At 37.4% G+C, this 19,692-nt stretch carries 19 protein-coding genes and 1 pseudogene; 4 read left to right on the top strand and 16 right to left on the bottom strand.

The genetic code is table 11. From position 1 onward, the window contains the following. Window positions 1–346: 346 nt before the first annotated feature. The 4 genes from LI951_RS01080 to cysK form a co-directional block, all read right to left on the bottom strand. Window positions 347–1,696 (bottom strand): NADH oxidase, encoded by a 1,350-nt coding sequence (locus tag LI951_RS01080; RefSeq protein WP_202069011.1) that lies wholly within the window; start codon window positions 1,694–1,696, stop codon window positions 347–349. Between the two features lie 266 nt (window positions 1,697–1,962). Continuing rightward, entirely contained in the window at window positions 1,963–2,346 is a 384-nt protein-coding gene (locus LI951_RS01075) for a RidA family protein (protein WP_229440999.1), read from the bottom strand. A gap of 9 nt (window positions 2,347–2,355) precedes the next feature. Further along, window positions 2,356–2,790 carry a peroxide-responsive transcriptional repressor PerR gene (gene perR / locus LI951_RS01070; RefSeq protein ID WP_202069017.1) on the bottom strand — a complete coding sequence of 145 codons (435 nt, stop codon included), beginning with the start codon at window positions 2,788–2,790 and terminating at the stop codon, window positions 2,356–2,358. A 240-nt stretch (window positions 2,791–3,030) separates the two neighbouring features. Continuing rightward, window positions 3,031–3,960: a cysteine synthase A gene (gene cysK, locus LI951_RS01065; RefSeq protein WP_202069018.1), complete on the bottom strand. Its 930-nt coding sequence runs from the start codon at window positions 3,958–3,960 to the stop codon at window positions 3,031–3,033. 161 nt (window positions 3,961–4,121) lie between these two features. On the opposite strand from cysK, the gene LI951_RS01060 reads away from it, so the two are divergent. Continuing rightward, complete coding sequence (locus tag LI951_RS01060) at window positions 4,122–5,120, top strand: 4-hydroxy-3-methylbut-2-enyl diphosphate reductase (RefSeq protein WP_229440998.1); 999 nt, start codon at window positions 4,122–4,124, stop codon at window positions 5,118–5,120. A 413-nt stretch (window positions 5,121–5,533) separates the two neighbouring features. On the opposite strand, the gene LI951_RS01055 is transcribed toward LI951_RS01060, so the two are convergent. After that, entirely contained in the window at window positions 5,534–5,812 is a 279-nt protein-coding gene (locus LI951_RS01055) for a zinc ribbon domain-containing protein (RefSeq protein WP_229440997.1), read from the bottom strand. Window positions 5,813–6,406: 594 nt separating this feature from the next. Here LI951_RS01055 and LI951_RS15290 point away from each other — a divergent pair. After that, window positions 6,407–6,616: pseudogene (locus LI951_RS15290) on the top strand (DUF5626 family protein); the annotation flags it as partial. Window positions 6,617–6,758: 142 nt separating this feature from the next. Here the strand turns inward: LI951_RS15290 and LI951_RS01050 are convergent. The 4 genes from LI951_RS01050 to LI951_RS01035 all read right to left on the bottom strand — a co-directional run bounded on the left by LI951_RS01050 (window position 6,759) and on the right by LI951_RS01035 (window position 10,615). After that, window positions 6,759–6,938 (bottom strand): dioxygenase, encoded by a 180-nt coding sequence (locus LI951_RS01050; RefSeq protein ID WP_229440996.1) that lies wholly within the window; start codon window positions 6,936–6,938, stop codon window positions 6,759–6,761. Between the two features lie 168 nt (window positions 6,939–7,106). Then, on the bottom strand, window positions 7,107–7,961 hold the full coding sequence (locus tag LI951_RS01045; protein ID WP_229440995.1) for a glucosaminidase domain-containing protein: 855 nt from the start codon (window positions 7,959–7,961) through the stop codon (window positions 7,107–7,109). A 318-nt stretch (window positions 7,962–8,279) separates the two neighbouring features. Further along, entirely contained in the window at window positions 8,280–10,274 is a 1,995-nt protein-coding gene (tkt, locus tag LI951_RS01040) for a transketolase (protein ID WP_229440994.1), read from the bottom strand. 98 nt (window positions 10,275–10,372) lie between these two features. After that, a complete protein-coding gene (locus tag LI951_RS01035) occupies window positions 10,373–10,615 on the bottom strand; it encodes a DUF896 family protein (RefSeq protein ID WP_202069023.1) in 243 nt (80 codons plus the stop codon). Between the two features lie 150 nt (window positions 10,616–10,765). Here LI951_RS01035 and lexA point away from each other — a divergent pair, with 150 nt between their 5' ends. Next, window positions 10,766–11,386 carry a transcriptional repressor LexA gene (gene lexA, locus LI951_RS01030; RefSeq protein ID WP_229440993.1) on the top strand — a complete coding sequence of 207 codons (621 nt, stop codon included), beginning with the start codon at window positions 10,766–10,768 and terminating at the stop codon, window positions 11,384–11,386. A gap of 574 nt (window positions 11,387–11,960) precedes the next feature. On the opposite strand, the gene LI951_RS01025 is transcribed toward lexA, so the two are convergent. From LI951_RS01025 to LI951_RS01015, 3 genes are read right to left on the bottom strand one after another with little or no spacing between them, the layout of a single operon-like run. Then, window positions 11,961–12,455 (bottom strand): dihydrofolate reductase, encoded by a 495-nt coding sequence (locus LI951_RS01025; protein ID WP_229440992.1) that lies wholly within the window; start codon window positions 12,453–12,455, stop codon window positions 11,961–11,963. 22 nt (window positions 12,456–12,477) lie between these two features. Further along, complete coding sequence (locus LI951_RS01020) at window positions 12,478–13,425, bottom strand: thymidylate synthase (RefSeq protein ID WP_202069030.1); 948 nt, start codon at window positions 13,423–13,425, stop codon at window positions 12,478–12,480. Window positions 13,426–13,441: 16 nt separating this feature from the next. Continuing rightward, window positions 13,442–15,304 carry an ABC-F family ATP-binding cassette domain-containing protein gene (locus LI951_RS01015; protein ID WP_267491688.1) on the bottom strand — a complete coding sequence of 621 codons (1,863 nt, stop codon included), beginning with the start codon at window positions 15,302–15,304 and terminating at the stop codon, window positions 13,442–13,444. A 338-nt stretch (window positions 15,305–15,642) separates the two neighbouring features. On the opposite strand from LI951_RS01015, the gene LI951_RS01010 reads away from it, so the two are divergent. Then, window positions 15,643–16,182 (top strand): hypothetical protein, encoded by a 540-nt coding sequence (locus tag LI951_RS01010; protein ID WP_229440990.1) that lies wholly within the window; start codon window positions 15,643–15,645, stop codon window positions 16,180–16,182. A 50-nt stretch (window positions 16,183–16,232) separates the two neighbouring features. Here the strand turns inward: LI951_RS01010 and LI951_RS01005 are convergent, their stop codons facing one another. The 4 genes from LI951_RS01005 to LI951_RS00990 form a co-directional block, all read right to left on the bottom strand. Continuing rightward, window positions 16,233–16,628, bottom strand: coding sequence for a hypothetical protein (locus LI951_RS01005; RefSeq protein WP_229440989.1), 396 nt, complete (start codon window positions 16,626–16,628; stop codon window positions 16,233–16,235). Between the two features lie 254 nt (window positions 16,629–16,882). Further along, on the bottom strand, window positions 16,883–17,083 hold the full coding sequence (locus tag LI951_RS01000; RefSeq protein ID WP_202069057.1) for a hypothetical protein: 201 nt from the start codon (window positions 17,081–17,083) through the stop codon (window positions 16,883–16,885). Between the two features lie 183 nt (window positions 17,084–17,266). Beyond that, window positions 17,267–18,115, bottom strand: coding sequence for a DegV family protein (locus LI951_RS00995; protein WP_229440988.1), 849 nt, complete (start codon window positions 18,113–18,115; stop codon window positions 17,267–17,269). 79 nt (window positions 18,116–18,194) lie between these two features. Continuing rightward, complete coding sequence (locus tag LI951_RS00990; protein ID WP_229440987.1) at window positions 18,195–19,313, bottom strand: LCP family protein; 1,119 nt, start codon at window positions 19,311–19,313, stop codon at window positions 18,195–18,197. Between the last annotated feature and the right edge of the window lie 379 nt (window positions 19,314–19,692).

The following is a 19,692-nucleotide window of genomic DNA, read 5'->3' as shown; positions in this document are numbered from 1 at the left end:
CATCACACCTTGAAATAAGAGGCAAAAGAGGATCGGTTAGTTCCAGAAGTATACGCATTTTTTTCAATCTAATGAGCTGCTCGAAAATAAGTAGAAAACCTCAAAAAGCGATCGACCTGCCTCCCTCACTTGTCCTCTTGCTTAGTATGACAAATGATTGATTCATAGTCGATCGCTTCTTTTTATTCTGCTCAGTGATACACTATAACGTACCAACCGTATGTGTTGTAATCTTATTAAAACTTGATTTTGTAAAGTTATAGATCATTCACTTGATCATACTATTGACTTCTCACTGATTTCCATGGACTGTTGAACTAATCTGCCCGTTTTTAATCAACATTTTTTATTTGCTGTTGATATCGTTTAATGCTGCTTGAGCAAGCAGATTCAAATAGTTCCAAGGTCTGTCAAAATGCGGCTGGAAGAAGAAATCAGAGATTGCCAAATCTTCAACAGTCATCTTATTTTGAACAGCCAAAGATAGGGTATTCGCAGATTGTGTAATATCATACTTGGACATCAACTGACCTCCAACAATCCGATTCGTTCCCTTCTCATAAACCAGTTCCATCATCACGTTTTCAGTCGTGGGCATAAACTCCGGACGATAATTATCTTCAAAAAATGTCGCTTCAACTTCAAGTCCGTTCATTTCTGCACTTTCTAATGTCACTCCGGTAGAACCGATTTTCCAACCGAATAAATACAATCCGGAAGTTCCTTGTGTACCGCGGTAAGCCAGTTTATTTTCTGTCAGATTGCAGCCTACCAGCATTCCTTGGCGAACAGCATTCGTTGCTAAAGGAATATAATTATTCGTTCCGCTTGGATTATAGTGTACCACTGCACTATCACCCGCAGCAAGAATATCTGGATTGCTTGTATGCATATACTCGTCCACAATCAGAGCACCATTAGGAAGCATATCAACTTTACCGTCAAGCAATACAGTATTAGGTTTGAACCCTACACACATAATCACCATATCTGCATCAAATTCCTGACTTGGTGTAGCAACTTTAGTTACAATACCAGAAGCATCAGTTTTAAACTCCTGAACATTTTCTCCTAAAGCTAAAGTTACTCCTCGGTCAACTAATTCCTTTTCAAGAACATCTGTGAAGGCTTTATCTAAATATTTATTTAGAATACGATCCAACCCGTCAATTAAGGTTACTTGTTTCCCGGATTCTACAAATGCTTCAACCAATTCAATCCCAATGTAGCCGCCGCCAACGACAACAATTTTCTTAGCATTTTTTGCTTGTTCGATGATTACATTTGCCTGATTGTAGTTTTTGCAAAGTAAAACATTTTCTGAATCAATCCCGGGAATTGGGGGAACGATTGGCCAAGAGCCTGTTGTCATCACTAATTTGTCATATGAGACAGTTTCAACTTTTCCAGACAATAAATCTTTTGCAACAACAGATTTATTGTCAACATCAATAGATTCCACCTCATGTTCCATGTGTACTTTTGCACCAAGAGATGCTAATTCTTCAGGATTGGAATAAAACAGTCCCTTAGGATCCTTTACAACGCCTCCGACATACAGAGCAATTCCGCAAGACAGGAAGGATACATTATCATTTCTTTCATAAACAGTCACTTCTGCATTTGGATGATGGGCCAGAATATTTTTCACAGCCGCTGTACCAGCATGAGTACATCCTACAACTACCACTTTCATAATATGGTTCCCCTCTACTTTCAATTTTTCTAAATTTTGTTTCCTGCATAGGACCTAAAAGGCTCTAATACAGGTTACAATTAGAACTATAACAAACTGAGAATCATTATTCGATTCTTGTGCTTGTGAATCGAAAGAATATTTTTCACAATATCCAAGATGAAAGTATAATATATTTTCTATATTGTTCACAGATTTATCTAGGATTCCCTTATAGCAACAAAAAAAGCTGAGAGGATCAACTCTCTCAGCTTGTGAAATCAAACTTAATTAGGTACTGCAGCAATTACTTCAATCTCAATTAGCACATCTTTTGGGAGTCTTGCCACTTCAACTGCAGAGCGTGCCGGCAGGTGTTCGTTAAATGCTGTGGCATAAATCTCATTAAATGCAGCAAAATCATTCATATCTTTCAAAAAACAAGTCGTCTTAATCACTTGATCAAATGAAGTTTCTGCTTCGTCCAAGATAGCCTGAATATTTTTGAGTACCTGTTTTGTTTGTTCTTCTATCGTGTTTCCAATAACTTCTCCCGAATCAGGATGAAGCGGTACCTGACCAGATGCAAATAGAAATCCATTGTATATGTTTCCCTGTACATAAGGTCCAATTGCTTTCGGTGCACGATCAGTATGTATTTTTTTGATCATAAGGTACTCCTATTCCTTTATTTTTTGACAATCCGGACATACGCCATATAGCTCCAAACGATGTTCATTGATTTCAAAACCAGTAAGCCTGCTGGCAGCCATCTCTACATCTTCCAAACCAGGATAGTGAAAATCGACTATTTTTCCACAATTTTGGCAGATTGCGTGATAATGCTTTTTTGATCCGAAGTCGAATCGGCTGGAAGCATCTCCATAATTCATTTCCTGAACAAAACCAATTTCTGTAAAAAGTCTTAAGTTGTTATAAACAGTAGCAACGCTCATATTAGGAAAGCGCCCCTCCAATGCCCGATAGATTTCGTCCGCTGTTGGGTGCGTATGATTTTCTATTAAGTACTCTAAAATAGCATAACGTTGGGGAGTAATCCGAATATTGGCTTCTTTCAATTCTTCCATTGCATTTTTGACCAATACATTATCCATTGAAAAATCCCTCCTTTTCTTAAATAATACTATTTCTAAACAAGCTTTACAAGAAATATTGGCTGAAAATGTTGTAAAACCGGGAATTCTTCCTGTTTATGTTAAATAAAAGTTTCATTAGTAATGAAAAACATTTAAAAATTGGTCTGGTACATAAATAATTCCCAGACCAATACTATTTGGAAAATCCGAGTAAACGGTTGAACAGAAACACAAGGCTCTTTTATTGCCTGCGGTCAGCTATTCTTCTGTTTGATATAAAGCAGTCGACAGATATCTTTCACCATTATCAGGAATGACAGCAAGTACCTTTTTGCCTTTCCCAAGCTTTTGGGCGGTTTCAATCGCAGCTTTTATCGCAGCACCAGCTGAAATTCCTACCAAAATTCCTTCCTGTGAAGCTGCTGCTCTTGCAGTTTTTATTGCATCATCACTTGATACAGCAATCACTTCATCATAAACTTCTGTATCCAACACTTTAGGAATAAATCCAGCGCCAATTCCCTGAATTTTATGCGGACCAGGGGTACCCCCTTCTAAAACCGGTGATTCAGTTGGCTCAACTGCAATAATATTTATAGAAGGATAAACACGTTTTAATTCATGACCGGCTCCGGTAATTGTCCCGCCAGTACCAATACCGGAAACAAAAGCATCCACACCGGAATTGCCAAATGCGTCTTCAATTTCTTTTGCCGTTGTTCTTTCATGAATTGATGGATTTGCTGGATTATCAAATTGAAGAGGCATAAAATAGCCATTTTGTTCAGCTAGTTCAGTTGCTTTGGCGATTGCGCCCTTCATTCCTTCAGTACCGGGAGTCAAAATTAATTCTGCTCCGTAAGCTTTCATTAACTGGCGACGTTCCACACTCATTGTATCCGGCATAACAATGATTACTTTATAGCCTTTTGCAGCGCCGACCATTGACAAGCCGACACCTGTATTCCCGCTTGTCGGTTCAATAATCGTACCGCCTGCAGTTAATTTGCCGTCAGCTTCTGCTTTTTCAATCATACTTAACGCAATGCGATCTTTTACGCTCCCTCCAGGATTGAAAAATTCCAGCTTCACATAAACTTCAGCTGCATCAGTCGGAACAATATTGTTTAATCGAACAATAGGCGTTTTCCCTATTAATTGTGTAATAGATTTAGCAATTTTTGTCATGTGATTTCCCCCGTTCATAATTATCAGATTTCTCTAATCATAGCGCATTTTTTGAAATCACGCCATTAATTTGCTATAGTTATATAGTTGTCCACTGAAATTTATAAATCCTTAATAAAAGTAGTGTATAGTAAAGAAAACAATAATTAGGAGCTAGGTAAATGGAAATTATAAATATAAGTCCAAGAGGTTACTGTTATGGGGTTGTTGATGCAATGGTAATTGCCAGGAATGTCTCCCTAGATGAGTCGCTTCCGAGACCTATCTATATATTGGGAATGATTGTTCACAACAGACATGTGACGGAAGCCTTTGCCAGTGTTGGTATCCAAACACTCGACGGAGAAAATCGGGAAGATATTCTTGATCAAGTCGACACAGGAACTGTGATTTTGACGGCTCACGGAGTCTCTCCGAAAATAAAAAAGCTGGCTGCTGAAAAAGGACTGACTGTCATTGATGCAACCTGCCCGGATGTAACTATTACACATGAATTAATCGAAAAAAAGGTAAATGAAGGTTTCGATGTTATCTATATTGGCAAAAAAAATCATCCTGAACCAGAAGGGGCCGTAGGCGTCGCACCGGAGCATGTTCATCTGGTGTCTACTGTTGAAGATATCAATGAGTTATCGTTCACTGAAGATAAAAAATTATTTTTAACTAATCAGACAACGATGAGTCAATGGGATGTATTGGATTTGATTGAGTTAATAAAAAGTAAATTCCCATCTATCCGTGTTCATCAGGATATATGCAAGGCAACACAAGTAAGGCAGGAAGCAGTTGTGGAACAGGCTCAGGGCTGTGATTTGACTTTAGTGGTTGGTGATCCGAAAAGTAATAATAGCAACCGCTTGGCACAGGTTTCTGAATCTCAGGCGGGTGTGAAGGCATATCGTGTTTCAGACGTTTCCGAAATCCGTCCGGAATGGCTTAAGACTGTAAAAAAAATAGCAGTCACTGCCGGCGCTTCCACTCCCACACCAATTGTCAGAGAAGTTCTTGACTATTTGGAGAATTTTGATTATTTGAATCCAACTACCCATATTAAAAAATCTGAAGTTGCGGACGAAGCGATACTTCCCCGACCAAGAATAAAAGAAATAGACAAAAAAAGAGAACGACGCTTAGAAGAGCTGCGTCAGGGGAAACGGTAATCAGAACTAATTTTAAATTCCAAACTCTCTTTATATCTAAATGCGAATAAATGGCGGAACAAAAGCAAAAATTCTTTTTGCAATGAGTAACCGCAGGAGCAGCTCCTTCGGAATTAGGCCAAACGATCCTGAAAATATAAGAAACTCCAGGTAGGTAACATCGTCAACCTAAGAGAAACTTCGAAAAAAATTGGAGTTTCTCTTTTCTTTTCTCCCAAAATCTTTTACAGTAAAAGAAAAGGGGTGATTTGCATGGCTGCTCCCTATCATAAGCGATTTGATCTGATTACCCGCTTTGTCATAACGATACTCTATCACCAAGCCTAGTAGTAAACAAAAAAAGACACTGTAGTTTTTTACCAACAGCATCTTTGAAATTATTTTTAATTAGAGAGTAATCCAAACGTTCGAAATTATTTACTCCAACGTTCTAATTTCGCTACAAATTTTTTTGTGTACATTCTTTTCAAGAAAAATTTCTCGATTCGTTTCATGTCTGAATTTAAAAATCCTTGATATGATTTTTCATAAAATTCATTGAAGCTTATGTCGGGATCTGTCCATGTTCCATTTTGATAGCATAAGGCACAAAATTTTCCTGATAGTACTCCATCTTGCTCACTCCCAAAATCTTCTTGTCTTTTCATTGGTTTCCCACACGAACCACAATAGGTTATTTTTTGTTTATTCATTTTACTCACATCCTTTCGAAAGAAATAGTATATCATACTTCATTCTTAAATTAATATTTTTGAACAACAAAAGTTGGAAGAAATAGAATTTAGATTAATCAACTACGGTATCGTGATAAAAATAATGAAATTTTCAGTTTTTATCGTCTTTACTTGAGAAAGATATGCGGATTTCTTTTTAAGCCTTGTTTTTAGGAATGCACATCCCTGCTGTCATTGAAATTATTTTACTCCCTAATCTAATTGCTCTTATCTAAAATATTCTTGTTAATACTGAAAACAATCATGAGTTGACACACTGTAAACAGAACAGTGCTTACTTTTTCCCCCTTCTTTTGTACTGTTGAATTATAAAGAATGAGGAGTAATAATAATGAAAAAAAGTATTAATTTTAGACATCTCAATATTTTTTTGCATTGTTGGAAACAGCTCAGTTACTCATGCTGAAAAAGATCAAAAATCGGTTACCTATTCGTTATACAACACGCAAAAACAGATTTTCAGCAGAAAAAGAGCCCTCTCTTTTTCGAGTGTTGGGAAATGGTACGTATACCGTTTCAACAGAAAGAAAGGACTCTTGAAAAGCCAGCTATCAGGTAATTGTAAAAAATAACTCAATTACTTCACCAAAAAATGCAAGTGTTACTGCTATCTCTGGTTCATTTACTCGTAAATCTTTGCGAATTGACCATTCAAAACAAGCAACCTACTATTTAAAAAGAAAGGCAGGAACATCTACAACAAATATCAAATTTCGTGCAACAATCAATAGCTCTAACTTGAATGTTTCGGTTCTCACTTAGGACTCCGGCATATAATTTACTTCAATTTTTGATCCCACAAAAGATAGTCACCAATCATAATAAATGTGAAATATAAATTAATCAGAAAGCAACACGTACATACAACGTTAATTAGCCTATAAAATGTGTTGCTTTTTTTATTTCATTTCACAATAATTGGCGCAAGTAATAATCCTAATGGTGCTGCTACAGACAAACCGATGACAGCAATTAACAAAAGTAATCCTTCATCTTTTTCTCCTCTTCCTATATCATGCATCCAGTTCAATTTTTTACGATACTCTTCTATCGTTTCATTATTTTCTTTAATTCTTTGTTTCAATGCTTCATTTTCCTGAAGAAGTTCATTAGAGGGAAACCAACTTCATCTTAACTGTTTAGGAGGCTTTTTTACTCCCTCGCTGGAACCCCTAGCTTTCAGAACATCCAAAAAATAACACGCAGAAAGGCTGTTTTCCAGCTTCTCTGCGTATTTTCTGCTTTATCAGTATTAACGAACTTCAATGATTTGACCAACTGTAATCATATCCCCGGAAAGACCGTTTAAAGACATAAGCTGATCCACTGTAATGCCATAGCTTTCAGCGATTCCCCATAACGTATCTCCAGATTGTACCGTATAGCTTGAAAGCCCTGATGCAGTATAATCAACTGCTTCTCCGGCAGAATAATCGGTATAATAGCTGTAATCACTTCCTGAATCAAAACGTGTCAATCCATAGGCATCAATCAGCCAATTTAGTTTTTGCGCATAGCTTGGGTCTGTCGCATACACGCCAGTCAAAGCTGCTGTAGCGTCCAAATAACTGGTTGTATTACTTTTCCAGACACCGGAATAATGATAATCTCCATAGCTTGAAACCGCTGATAAGAGAACATTTGCGTGATCTAAAAACGATTCATAATAAGAGCTGTATACTCTGAAAGGCTCTGAAGTAACAAGCCACTGTCCTTCAAGATATTCTGTGGTTGACATATAAACGGTTTGACCATTGTAGCTTCCTTTCACACCGAATAGGTTATAATTAGGTGCAGAAGCCAGCTGAGAATTTCCGTAGCTGCTTTCCAGCAAAGCCTGTGCAATCATAACGGAAGCATATAAATCATTTGCACCTGCTACAGCAGAAGCTGAGTAACCAATCGATTCAATAAAGTCCTGAGGAGATACTGAGGAAATTTGTTCATAATCAGTTGCTTCAGCTTCTTCAGAAAAAACAAAGGCTCCGCTCATTACCGGAACGGATAGTAAAGCAATACCCATGCTGGATGCAAAACGGTTCATATTCTTCTTTTGTCTGTCGGCTTTTTTTATATGTCTGCTGCTCCGAGTTTCATAAATTTCCATTCACTTTTTTCCTCCCTAACGATTGTCATAGTAATAGTTTATGTGTATTTTATAAAAGAAACAACAATCTAGTTTTAAAAAAAAGAAATTTAAACTATTTGAAACTTTACTGTAATAAAAATAATTTTTGTTTCAAATTGATTTTTTTGAATATTTTCCGTATGTACAGCATATAATTAAGGTTTAGAAATGATTTGTTGCTCGTTTTCATTTTATTTTCATGACAAATACATTACTTTAACTAATTTGTATTTACAAGTAAAAAAAAGCAACCGATAAACTTCTTAATTACAGGAAGTTTATCGGTTGCTTTATGAACTAAAGTTTTTCATAGGTAGAAATCACATTATCAACTGTGAACCCAAATTTTTCTAGAACTACATCACCTGGTGCAGAAGCGCCAAAATGATCAATTGTGATGGTTGCTCCTTCTGTTCCTATATACCGCTCCCACCCAAATGGAGAAGCTGCTTCGATTGCTACACGTTTTGTAACAGCTTTTGGAAGGACTGTTTCCTTGTATTCTGCAGATTGACTTTCAAACAAGTCAAAACTTGGCATAGATACAACAGAGACATCTTTTCCTTGTTTGGCAAGCTCTTGTTGCGCTTCAATCGCAAGGTTCACTTCTGAGCCTGTCGCAATCAAAATTCCTTCAGGTGTTGCCCCTTTTTGAGGAGAGATTACATACGCTCCTTTTTGGACTGTATCGTGTGCATGTTCTTTTGTTCCTTCAATTACAGGGAGATTTTGTCGGCTTAACACCAAAATCGTCGGCTTGTCGGTTGTCGTCATGGCAATCTTCCAGGCCGCAACTGTTTCGTTGCCGTCTGCCGGACGAATCACCTGAACACCTGGCATGCAACGGACACTTGCCAACTGTTCAATCGGTTCATGTGTTGGTCCGTCTTCTCCTACCGCAACAGAGTCATGTGTCAACACATAAGTTACTGGCGTTTTTTGCAAAGCCGCCAAGCGAATTGCAGGACGCAGATAATCTGTAAATACGAAGAACGTCCCGCCATAAACTTTTGAGCCGCCGTGCAGCTGAATGCCATTCATTGCTGCCGCCATCGCAAATTCGCGCACGCCAAACCAAATATTTCGACCTTCATATTGCCCCTGTTCAAAATCTTTCTCACCAGCGACCATTGTATTGTTGGAAGCAGACAGATCGGCTGAGCCGCCCCAGAAGCTTGGAACGACTTTTGAAATAGCCTGAATCGTATCTTTGCTTGTCACACGGCTTGCTGCACTTGAACCAACGTCATAACTTGGCAATTCTTTGTCCCAGTCTTCAGGTAATTTTCCTGCAAAGGCATCTTTAAATTGTTTTGCAAGATCCGGATGAGATTTGCTGTAATTTTCAAACAGTTTATTCCATTCAGCTTCAGCTTTTTCGCCGTCTTCAATCATTCTTTCAGTAAAGCGTTCTGCTACTTCATCAGGAACTGTGAAATCTGGATATTCCCAACCATAAACAACTTTTGCTGCATCGATTCCTTCCTGACCAAGCGGTGCGCCATGAACCGCAGATGTTCCTTCTTTCGGTGCGCCAAATCCAATCACTGTTTTCACTTCGATCAAGGTTGGTTTGCCTGTCTCAGCTTTGGCGTCTTCGATTGCCTTTGAAATAGCCTCCAGATCGTTTCCATCCTTTACCAGAATATGCTGCCAGCCATAGGCTTCGAAGCGCTGGCCAACATTTTCAGTAAAGGACTTTGAAGTCGGCCCATCCAAGGAGATGTCATTGGAATCGTAAAGAACGATTAGTTTGTCCAGTTTCATGTGACCGGCCATTGAAGCAGCTTCCTGAGAAACTCCTTCCATTAAATCACCGTCACCGCAAAGAGCATACGTATAATGATCAACAACATTAAAGCTGTCTCTATTATAAACAGCAGCTAAATGTGCTTCAGACATTGCCATTCCGACAGCCATGGCAATTCCCTGACCTAATGGTCCTGTTGTTGCTTCCACGCCGTCCGTATGACCGACTTCCGGATGTCCTGGTGTTTTACTGTCCCATTGACGGAAGTTCTTTAAATCGTCTATTGTCACGTTATAGCCTGATAAATGAAGCAGACTGTAAAGTAAGGCAGAACCATGACCGGCAGAAAGAACAAAACGGTCGCGATCTGCCCAGTTTGTTGAGGTTTTTGGGTTAACCTTTAAATGCTTGGTCCAAAGCGCATAAGCCATAGGCGCTGCACCCATAGGCAGTCCTGGATGTCCCGAATTTGCTTGTTGAATGGCTTCGATGCTGAGCGTACGAATGGTATTCACACCTAGTTGATCAGTTTTGTCGAACAAAAATATCATCTCCTATTTAGGTTTTTTTTACCTTTATTACTCACATTGTACCTTAATTCATTTATGAAAGCAATTACTTTTAGTAAAGTTAACTCTAATTATTTGCGGTCATGCAGCCCTTTTTCTTTTTGAATCTGTTTCAGCTTCTCAGGTGTTACATCATTGCCTTTTGGATCTACCACTTTCATTCCCTCAATATGATGCCGCATTCCTTTACGAAATGTCTGCAGATATTCTTCACGCAGTTTCTTCTGCTCATTGAGTTCTAAATCTGTAAGCGGACCTTCTTTGGCTTTACGTGCCAGAGCGTTGATACGTTCCATCTTTTCTTTTGAAAGCATCGTCTTCCCTCCTTTATCAATCCCTTTTATCTTATAAGAACATGCTTGAAAAAACAACTGTCTTTCCTATTGATTTTACACGAACGCTTGTTTGATTTCATGAGAGAAATATGTTAGACTGTAACTATAATTTGAAAGAAGGTGTGGATATTGGCAAAACGTACCGAGACAAGACAGGTAGAAGTATTAAAATATATATATGAACAAGTAGAGCTAAAAGGATATCCGCCAACCGTTCGCGAAATTGGAAAAGCTGTGAATCTTTCCTCTACGTCAACAGTGCATGGCCATTTAGCCAGACTTGAAAAAAAAGGGCTGATTTTAAGAGATCCAACCAAACCTCGGGCAATTGAGTTAACAGCAGAGGGGTTGGAAAAAATTGGGGTTCAGCCTACAACTATTCCTATGCTGGGTGTTGTTACTGCCGGGGAACCAATACTGGCTGTTGAGGAAGCGTCAGACTTCTTCCCCTTGCCTCCTGACCTTCAATTTGAGCAAAATGCATTATTTATGCTGACAATTCGAGGAGAAAGTATGATCAATGCCGGTATCCTTGATGGTGATCAGGTCATTGTCAGAAAACAGGCTGATGCGACAAATGGAGATATTGTCATAGCTATGACAGATGAAGATGAAGCTACCTGTAAAAGATTCTTTAAGGAAACAGATTATATTCGTCTTCAACCGGAAAATGATGCCTTGGAACCCATTCTTTTGGACAATGTTTCCATACTGGGTAAAGTAGTTGGTCTATACAGAAATCATATTTAATTAAACCATTTACTGGGTCTGAATTCCTTTAATCGAAGGAATTTGGATCTTTTTTACAAAAAGACCAGTCGAGCTCTTTAAATTCGGCCTGACGGGTCTCTGCTATTTACTCAAAATGATTGCTTCATGTGCTGAAAGTGTTATAAAACAGAGCGGGCTGTTCAAATTGCTCGGAAAAAAGAAGCAAATAGATGAAACATCTCTTTATAGCCAACACAATCATCCTGTTTTCCAATGAGAAATATTACAGGTCTATATAGCTAAGTTTACCTAATTTGGATATCGTAGCCAATACTTTAATGATACTCAACAAATATATGATTTGCTTTTAACAGACTTGGAAGTACCTCATTCTGATATCTGGTCCAAGTAGAAGTCGTTGCTATTACAGCCATTTCAAAAAAACAGAACCTGCTTCTCTTTCTTCTGCAGAAATGGGGTCGTCCAATAATTTTACTTTTCCAAAAGTTGTCGTAACAGTAAAGTTCTGTTTTTCCTTTTTGCAACAACACCCGGACAAAGTAAAATTATCTCGTCAGCTGACTGTGGAGCCAGCCTTTCCTATACACAGAATTCATGAACCTGTCCGCTGATAGGTTTCGAATTCATGAGGGTACTTGTTTAGTTCGTCTGTTTCTCCTTCGCTTGAATTGATCAGCGTCCATTTTTCCCAATCGACAAAAGGAAAGGATGTATCTGCATCAAAATCGCCATGAATAACAGTCCGATATAGAACATCACAGTAAGGCAGAAAATCCTGATAAATATTTGCTCCCCCGGCAATAAAAGTAATACCTGAAAATTCTTCTGCATAGTTTATAACTTCTTCTATGCTGTTCATTACAACAACATTTTCAGCTTGATATTCTTTGTCTCTAGTCAGAATGATCGTCTTTCTATTGGGCAGTGCTTTGCTCCCCATTCCTTCAAATGTCTTTCTTCCCATGACAATCGTATTGTCCTCAGTCATCTTTTTAAAAAATTTCAAATCATTTGGCAAGTGCCATGGCAGGACATTTTCTTTACCAATATTCCCCTGTTCATCCTGAGCCCAAATAGCTGCTAACATTATTTTTTAACTCCCTTCAACTTTAAACCGCAATTGGTGCCTTTATCGCTGGATGGGGATTGTACCCTTCCAAAGTGATATCTTCCATTTCAAAATCAAATACAGATTTCTTTTCCGTATTTAAACGGAGTTTAGGTGCATCTCGTATATCGCGAGACAGCTGTTCCTTCATTTGTTCAAAGTGATTACTGTATAAATGAGCATCTCCCAGAGTATGAACAAAGTCTCCGACTTGAAGACCTGTTTCATGAGCAATCAAATGAGTCAATAATGCATAGCTGGCTATATTAAAAGGAACACCAAGAAAAACATCCGCACTTCTCTGATAGAGCTGGCAGCTTAGCTTCCCATCATTTACATAAAACTGAAACATTGTATGGCATGGAGGCAGAGCCATAGAAGGAACATCTTCCGGATTCCAGGCAGACACAATTAATCTTCGTGAATCAGGTGTTGTTTTAATCATCTCAATAACGGATTGGAGCTGATCAATAAAGCTGCCGTCTTTTGTTTCCCAATGTCGCCATTGCGCTCCATAGATATTTCCAAGCTCTCCAAATTTTTCAGCAAAAGCCGAATCTTCAAGAATATTTTTACAGAAATGCTGATGCTGCTCATCATAAGATTTTTTAAACGCTTCATCTGTCAGCACACGATGACCAAAGTCAGTCATGTCAGGGCCGTTGTATTCAGGACTCTTAATATAACGTTCGAATGCCCATTCATCCCAGATATGATTATTATGCTCCAGTAAATAGCGGATATTGGTATCCCCGTTGATAAACCATAACAGCTCACTTTTAATCAAACTGAAAGGGACGCGTTTAGTTGTCAGTAAAGGGAATCCTTCAGATAAATCAAATCGCATTTGATAACCAAAAATACTTTTTGTTCCTGTCCCTGTCCGGTCTTCCTTGTAATTTCCTTCTGTTAAAATTTTCTTTCCTAAATCAAGATACGCTTTTTCCATACAAAATCCTCCTGCTTTATTCTGAAAACTGACTCAAATAGTCCCAACGTTCAATTTTCTGTTCCAGTCTTTCTTCTGTATTTTCAAGATCCTTCTGCAATTCCTGCAAACGGGTAAAATCTTCACCGGATCGATTCATCTCAGCAATGATCTGCTCTTGCTTTTCCTCCAACTCTGCAATCTCGTCTTCGATAACATCCCATTCTTTTTGTTCCATATAGGTCAGCTTCTTTTTTTCTTTTTCCGTTTTTCCGTTTATCATGGGAGACTTTATTTTTTTAATTTCAACTTTTTCTTCAACGAGCTTTTTTTCTAAATAACTGCTCATTGAGCCATAATAACTGGAAATCTGTGCATTTCCTTCAAATATTAGCAGTTTATCTATCGTTTTATCAAGAAAATAGCGATCATGAGAAACAGCAATTACAGTGCCCTTAAATCCCTGAATATAATCTTCCAAAACAGTGAGTGTATCAATATCCAAGTCATTTGTCGGTTCATCCAAAAGGAGAACATTGGGTTGACTAATCAGCAATTTTAGAAGGTATAACCGTCTTTTTTCACCACCCGATAATTTTCCAATGACTGTTCCATGCATAGATCTTGGAAAAAGAAATCGTTCCAGAAGCTCAGCAACCCCTATTGTCTGTCCATCGGCTGTTCTGGTTTCCTCTGCTGCTTCCTGAAGATAAGCAATCATGCGCTTTTCCGGATTCATTTCTTCATTTTGCTGCGTATAGTAGCCCAATCGAACTGTTTCGCCAATACTGTAAAAGCCGCTGTCCAGTTCAAGCCTGCCGGAAAGAATATTTAACAGTGTTGATTTACCGGCACCATTCTTTCCAGTAATTCCAATTCGATCATTCGACTGAATCAGTAATGAAAAATCACGAAGCAATTGTTTTCCCTCAATACTGTAAAAACCGTTTTTTATCTCCAAAACTTTCTTACCCAGACGTTGCGAAGCAAGATTCAGCTCAACTGATTCTTTGCTCTGTACCTGATTCAAATTCTCTTTCAGCTCATGGAAACGATCCTGACGTGCCTGCTGTTTTGTTCCTCTCGCCTGTACACCAGCACGCATCCATTCTAATTCCTTCTTGAAAAGCTGCTTTCTTTTTTCTTCCTGCTCTATCTCAACACGTTCTCGTTCGGCCTTCGAACGTAAATAAGCTTCATAATTTCCTTTATATTCATATAATTTTCCGTGTGAGAGTTCAAAAATTCGATTGACAATACGATCCAAAAAATAACGATCATGGGTAACCATTACTAACGCACCGGAATAATTCTTCAAATATTTTTCAAGCCAGTTAATCGCTTCGTAATCTAAATGGTTGGTAGGCTCATCCAAAAGCAGTAAGTCAGGTGCTTCAATCAAGGTTTGAGCCAAACTGACTCTCTTTTTCTGTCCACCAGATAATTCTCCAATTCTCTTTTCCAAAGTAGCAATTCCCAGCTTTTGAAGAATTATTTTTGCATTGGTGTCAGCAGTCCAGGCATCCTCCTTATTCATTTTTTCTTCTGCTCGGCTGTACTGTTTTTGAATTGTTTCATCCAAGCCGTTTTCGTTTAATGCCAGAAGTGCCCGCTCATATTCTCGGACTGCCTGAACAAGGGGTGTATTCCCTTGAAATACCGCATCCAGTACAGTTAGTTCGGGAACAAATTCCTGAGCCTGTGAAAGATAACCGATTCGGTAATCCCTCATCACAGTAATGGGGTTGGCATCTCCCTCGCCGGAGTCCTCTCCTGCCAAAATATTGAGTAAACTTGTTTTCCCAGTTCCATTGATACCAATCAAACCAATTCTGTCTTTTTCATGAATCAAAAATGATAATCGATCAAATAATGTTTTTTCACCAAAAGTTTTGGTCAACTGTTCAACTCTTAATTCTTTCACAAGTTCACATCCTTTTCATCTTGAACATTGTAACAAAAAACGACTAAAAAAAGAAGTCGTGCTTCTTTATAAATATCGGCATCTGGATTTTGCGTAGTTAATATCAAGCTCATCCGCTGAACTTAAATATTTTTATGAGTGTTACAAATCTCGAGAATCAACGTTTTCAGCAGCAATAAGTTAAACTATGAAAATAGAGCTTCGTATTTTGAGATTGACTGCTAAGAAAAGGCTAATCAAAAAGATATAAATAAAATTTCATAAATACAATATTTCTTTCTTATGTTATTATAAAGTAAAAAAGGAGGTTTCGAATGAATCATCAAGAATTTTTTCACTTTTCCATTCCAATCTATTTCTCAAAGAAGAAATGGATTAATAACAATTTTGTCGTATTTAGAAGGTTGTTGGATGGCTGTATATTCTTACTACTCTGGTTGCCAGTTTTGATTGCAATTAATAAATTTCTAAGTTTTAGCTCCACTGATCAATTTTTATCTGCTATCTCTGGGATTCTAATAATCTTCCTGTCGAAGAAAATAACTAGATATATTCTTAATAATTATTTTTCTCAAACAACTACTATTGGTGAAATTGATCAATTTCGATTTTATATTCAGACTGGTGATGAAAAAAAGATTTATCGGAAAATTGATATTTTGGATGCTGATTTCAGGACACAATTTAACAGATTTAGCGCAACGTACTCTTTTTATATTCAATTAAGAGACATCCCGAAAATTTTATGGACTCATCAAAATGGAAAAAAACTGAATCAAACACTGAAAATAATCAATCACTGGAAAGAGAATCCAAGCCGGCTTACAAGCCTGAACGATTTAAAAAGCTCATAATAAGAAAGACAGAACAAATTGACCTGGAGTCGTAATTTGCCCTGTCTTTCTTATTCATTTTCTTCAATAATGATATCTATTTCCAAATCTTTTGCAACCTTATCTGCAAGGAATGTCAACAGCTGATCCAATGGTACTTTAAAGACTAAACATGAGCCTCTCCGGCCATTCCTAAAATAATTCATTCGAATCTCTTCACCTTTTATTGATAAAACGATCTTTTCAAGATCTGAATAGCTGATCCCTTTATTATCAAATGAATTCACAATGATTTTATTTTCTGCCAATCCTTTAGAATCAATCATAAAACTAAACAACAGACAGGAAGTAAAGATATCCAGCAGCTTGTCATTTAATGTCTGCGGTGTAAAAATTCCCAAACCGAGAAATGCCAGTCCAAGGACAATTCCGATAATAATTGGAATGTTGGAACGTTTAGCATACATGTCAATACTTTTACGGACTAAGAGCAAATAAATATACAGTGTTACTACAAATGCAATAAAAATGATTGTGAAAAAATCAATAATGGGAATACCCTCCTTTGTGCTCCTTTAAACCTGCAATGATTATGAAAAAACAGTCCGTTTTTTTACTGAATAGGCTCAGTGTTAACCTCAAGATAACAACAGGAAATCTCTTTTCTTTAAGTCGAACGATCTATTATGTCTCAAATCAAATGTTATATATTTTATTCTCTTTATAAAACTCTGTTATTACAATTAAAAGCCAGCAGCTGCTGATTTATTTGTTTGATCTTATTTTTACTAACTAGTATTTCTCGAATGATTTGATCACGCCTATCCCCTCGAGGTAAACGGTTAACCACCTGATAGTATACTGCGAGCAGTTGAACCTGCTGCATTTTTTCTTTCTGCAATCGTTCTATTTTTCCTGTCACGAATATATCCCCTTTAATAAATGATTGCCGTTGAGCACACTGTAACAGTGTATCACAGACTACTCAACTGTTGAAATATTTAGCCGACAATTGATTTTAGACAGGAAATGTTCAAGTAAAAACCGAGGAAAGTTTTTGCACACCTGCCTCGGTCAAAAAATAAAATGAATAAGTTCTGAAAAATTAGTAGGCAGAAATGGCCAGACCAATTGCTTTCTCTCCTAAGTGTGTACCAATAACCGGACCAAAATGACCAATCTCAATTTCTGCATTTGGATACTGTTCCTGAAGCTTTTGTTTTTCTTCTTCTGCAACAGCAAGATTATTCGCATGAATAACATACAGTTTCACAGGATGATTAATCTCAGAAGCACGTTGACCGATTATTTTTTCTGCTCGGGTAAATGCTTTTTTGATCGAACGGATTTTTTCAAACAGAACAATCTTTCCATCTTCAAATGTTAAAATCGGTTTAATTTTAAGCAGTCCGCCAATTAAAGCAACCCCATTCGTCAATCTTCCGCCTCGAACAAGATTATTTAAGTCATCAACAACTAAATACACATAAGTATTATCTCTCATTATATCCAGTTTATTGATAATATTCTGAATAGACTCGCCATTCTCAGATAAATTCAATGCTGTTTCTACCATGTTACCCATGGGCATACTTGTAATTTTCGAATCATACGGATAAATGTCTATTCCTTTAACACTGTCTTTAACAGAAGACAGATTAGTGACAAAGCCGGAAATTCCAGCGGATAAATGAATACTTAGAATAGTGTCATAGCCCTTAGCTGCCAAAGACTCATATAATTCAATCACTTCTCCCAATGCTGGTTGCGAAGTAGTTGGAAACTCCGAGCTGCTGTTTAACAGATCGTAATATTCATCTGCCTCTATATCTATCCCTTCATTGTAAATTTTTCCATCTAAAATTACTGGAATAGGGATAACAAACAAATCATCATGTTCCTTAATTCTATCTGGTAAATAAGCTGTACTATCAGTTACAACAGCAAGTTTCATATAAAAACCCTCGTTTCATAATTCTAAACTTTATTAAATATAACATACTCTTAAATAGATGAAAACTGTATTTTTTATACTAATCGGCCAAAAATGCTTGTATAGCCTGCTGGTTCATCTCATTATCAGTCGCTAAAACGCTCCCTGCATAATCATAGTACTCATCCCACCAGGAACCATCAACAGGGACTGTTAAACGATCAATACCTGCTGTTCCTTTCAAAGCCAGTGAAGGTCCGTTCTTTAAAATAAATGACATCGGAATATTATTGGCCATATATCCGATAAGCTTACCTGCAGATTCGGGTGTACGAATTAAAACCAGTGGTGATTTCAGTTGAGAAATGACAGCAGTCATCACCTGCTGCTGTCTCCGAACCCGCCCGAAGTCTCCTTCTTCATCCATTCTGAAACGAGCATATTGTAACAGAACATGTCCATCCATCTTTTGATTTCCCTGCGCAATATCAACGCCATCCAAATTTAAATCTTTTTCTGAATCAATTTCAACTCCTCCTGGGAATAGAGAATCAATCACCTTCTCAAAGCTTTGGAAATCTACTTTAGCATAGTATTTGCAATCAATACCGAAATTTTGTGCAAGAGTTTGTCTGACAAGCTCCGCACCGCCATATGCATAAGCAGCATTGATCTTATTTGTTTCATATCCTGGTATGTCAACAAATGTATCTCTCATGAATGAAATCAATTTCAGCTTTCCAGATGGCCCGTCCAATTGCAAAACCATGATAGTATCCGCTCTTCCTGAATCCTCTCCCCTAGTATCACTTCCTAGAATCAGAATGTTATTTGCTCCATTTGAACTCGTCACCCCATTAAATATCTCTGCTTCTTCTTGAGGAATCGATGTGTCATTTTCAGCAGCATGTTTCCCTTTGAAAAAGAAAACAATAGGAAGGACAATCAAAAGTATCAACATAATGAGCAGCCAACGCAGCAGCTTTATTTTTCTTCTCTTTTTAGGTTTCTTAACTTTGGGAGGCTTACCGGGACCCGGAATATTGCCACTATCTTCCGAATCACTGTACAATCTCGTTTCCTGATCCTGATAGTCCTGTTCAACTGGTTGTTTTTCTGTTTTCCGTCCATTCTTTTCTCGTCTTGGATTAAAGCTTCCTTTATTTTCAGATTTTTGGGAATCTTCATGTATATGCTTAAATCGGTCCATTCGACTCATTTCGTATCCACCTCATTTTTACTGTCAAGAATAAGCATACTCTATTTTAAAGTAAATGTCTTTGTTCAACAGTCATTTTTTAGAAAAAATAACCTTTTTAAAAAGAAGATTATCTCTGTTTATTTGTAATAAACACTCCCGAATTTCCAAATAAAACATGAAAAATATATAATTTAAATCACTTTTCTGTATTTGTAAAGCTCTTCTGTTGCTTTATCATATATTTCTAAATTAACGGATATTTTAAAAGGTCTCTGATAAAAATGAACATTTATTTTTTCTATTGTTATCTGTAAGCAAAGTATTTTGAATCTCCTTCAAAAACTATCTTATGTAAAAATTTTGCATAAATAATTCCGAAATATAAAAATAATTTTAA

The sequence above is a fragment of the Enterococcus sp. BWT-B8 genome (genome assembly GCF_020567625.1).
Taxonomy (GTDB): Bacteria; Bacillota; Bacilli; order Lactobacillales; family Enterococcaceae; genus Enterococcus_L.
This window is presented reverse-complemented; position numbering and strand designations above follow the sequence as displayed.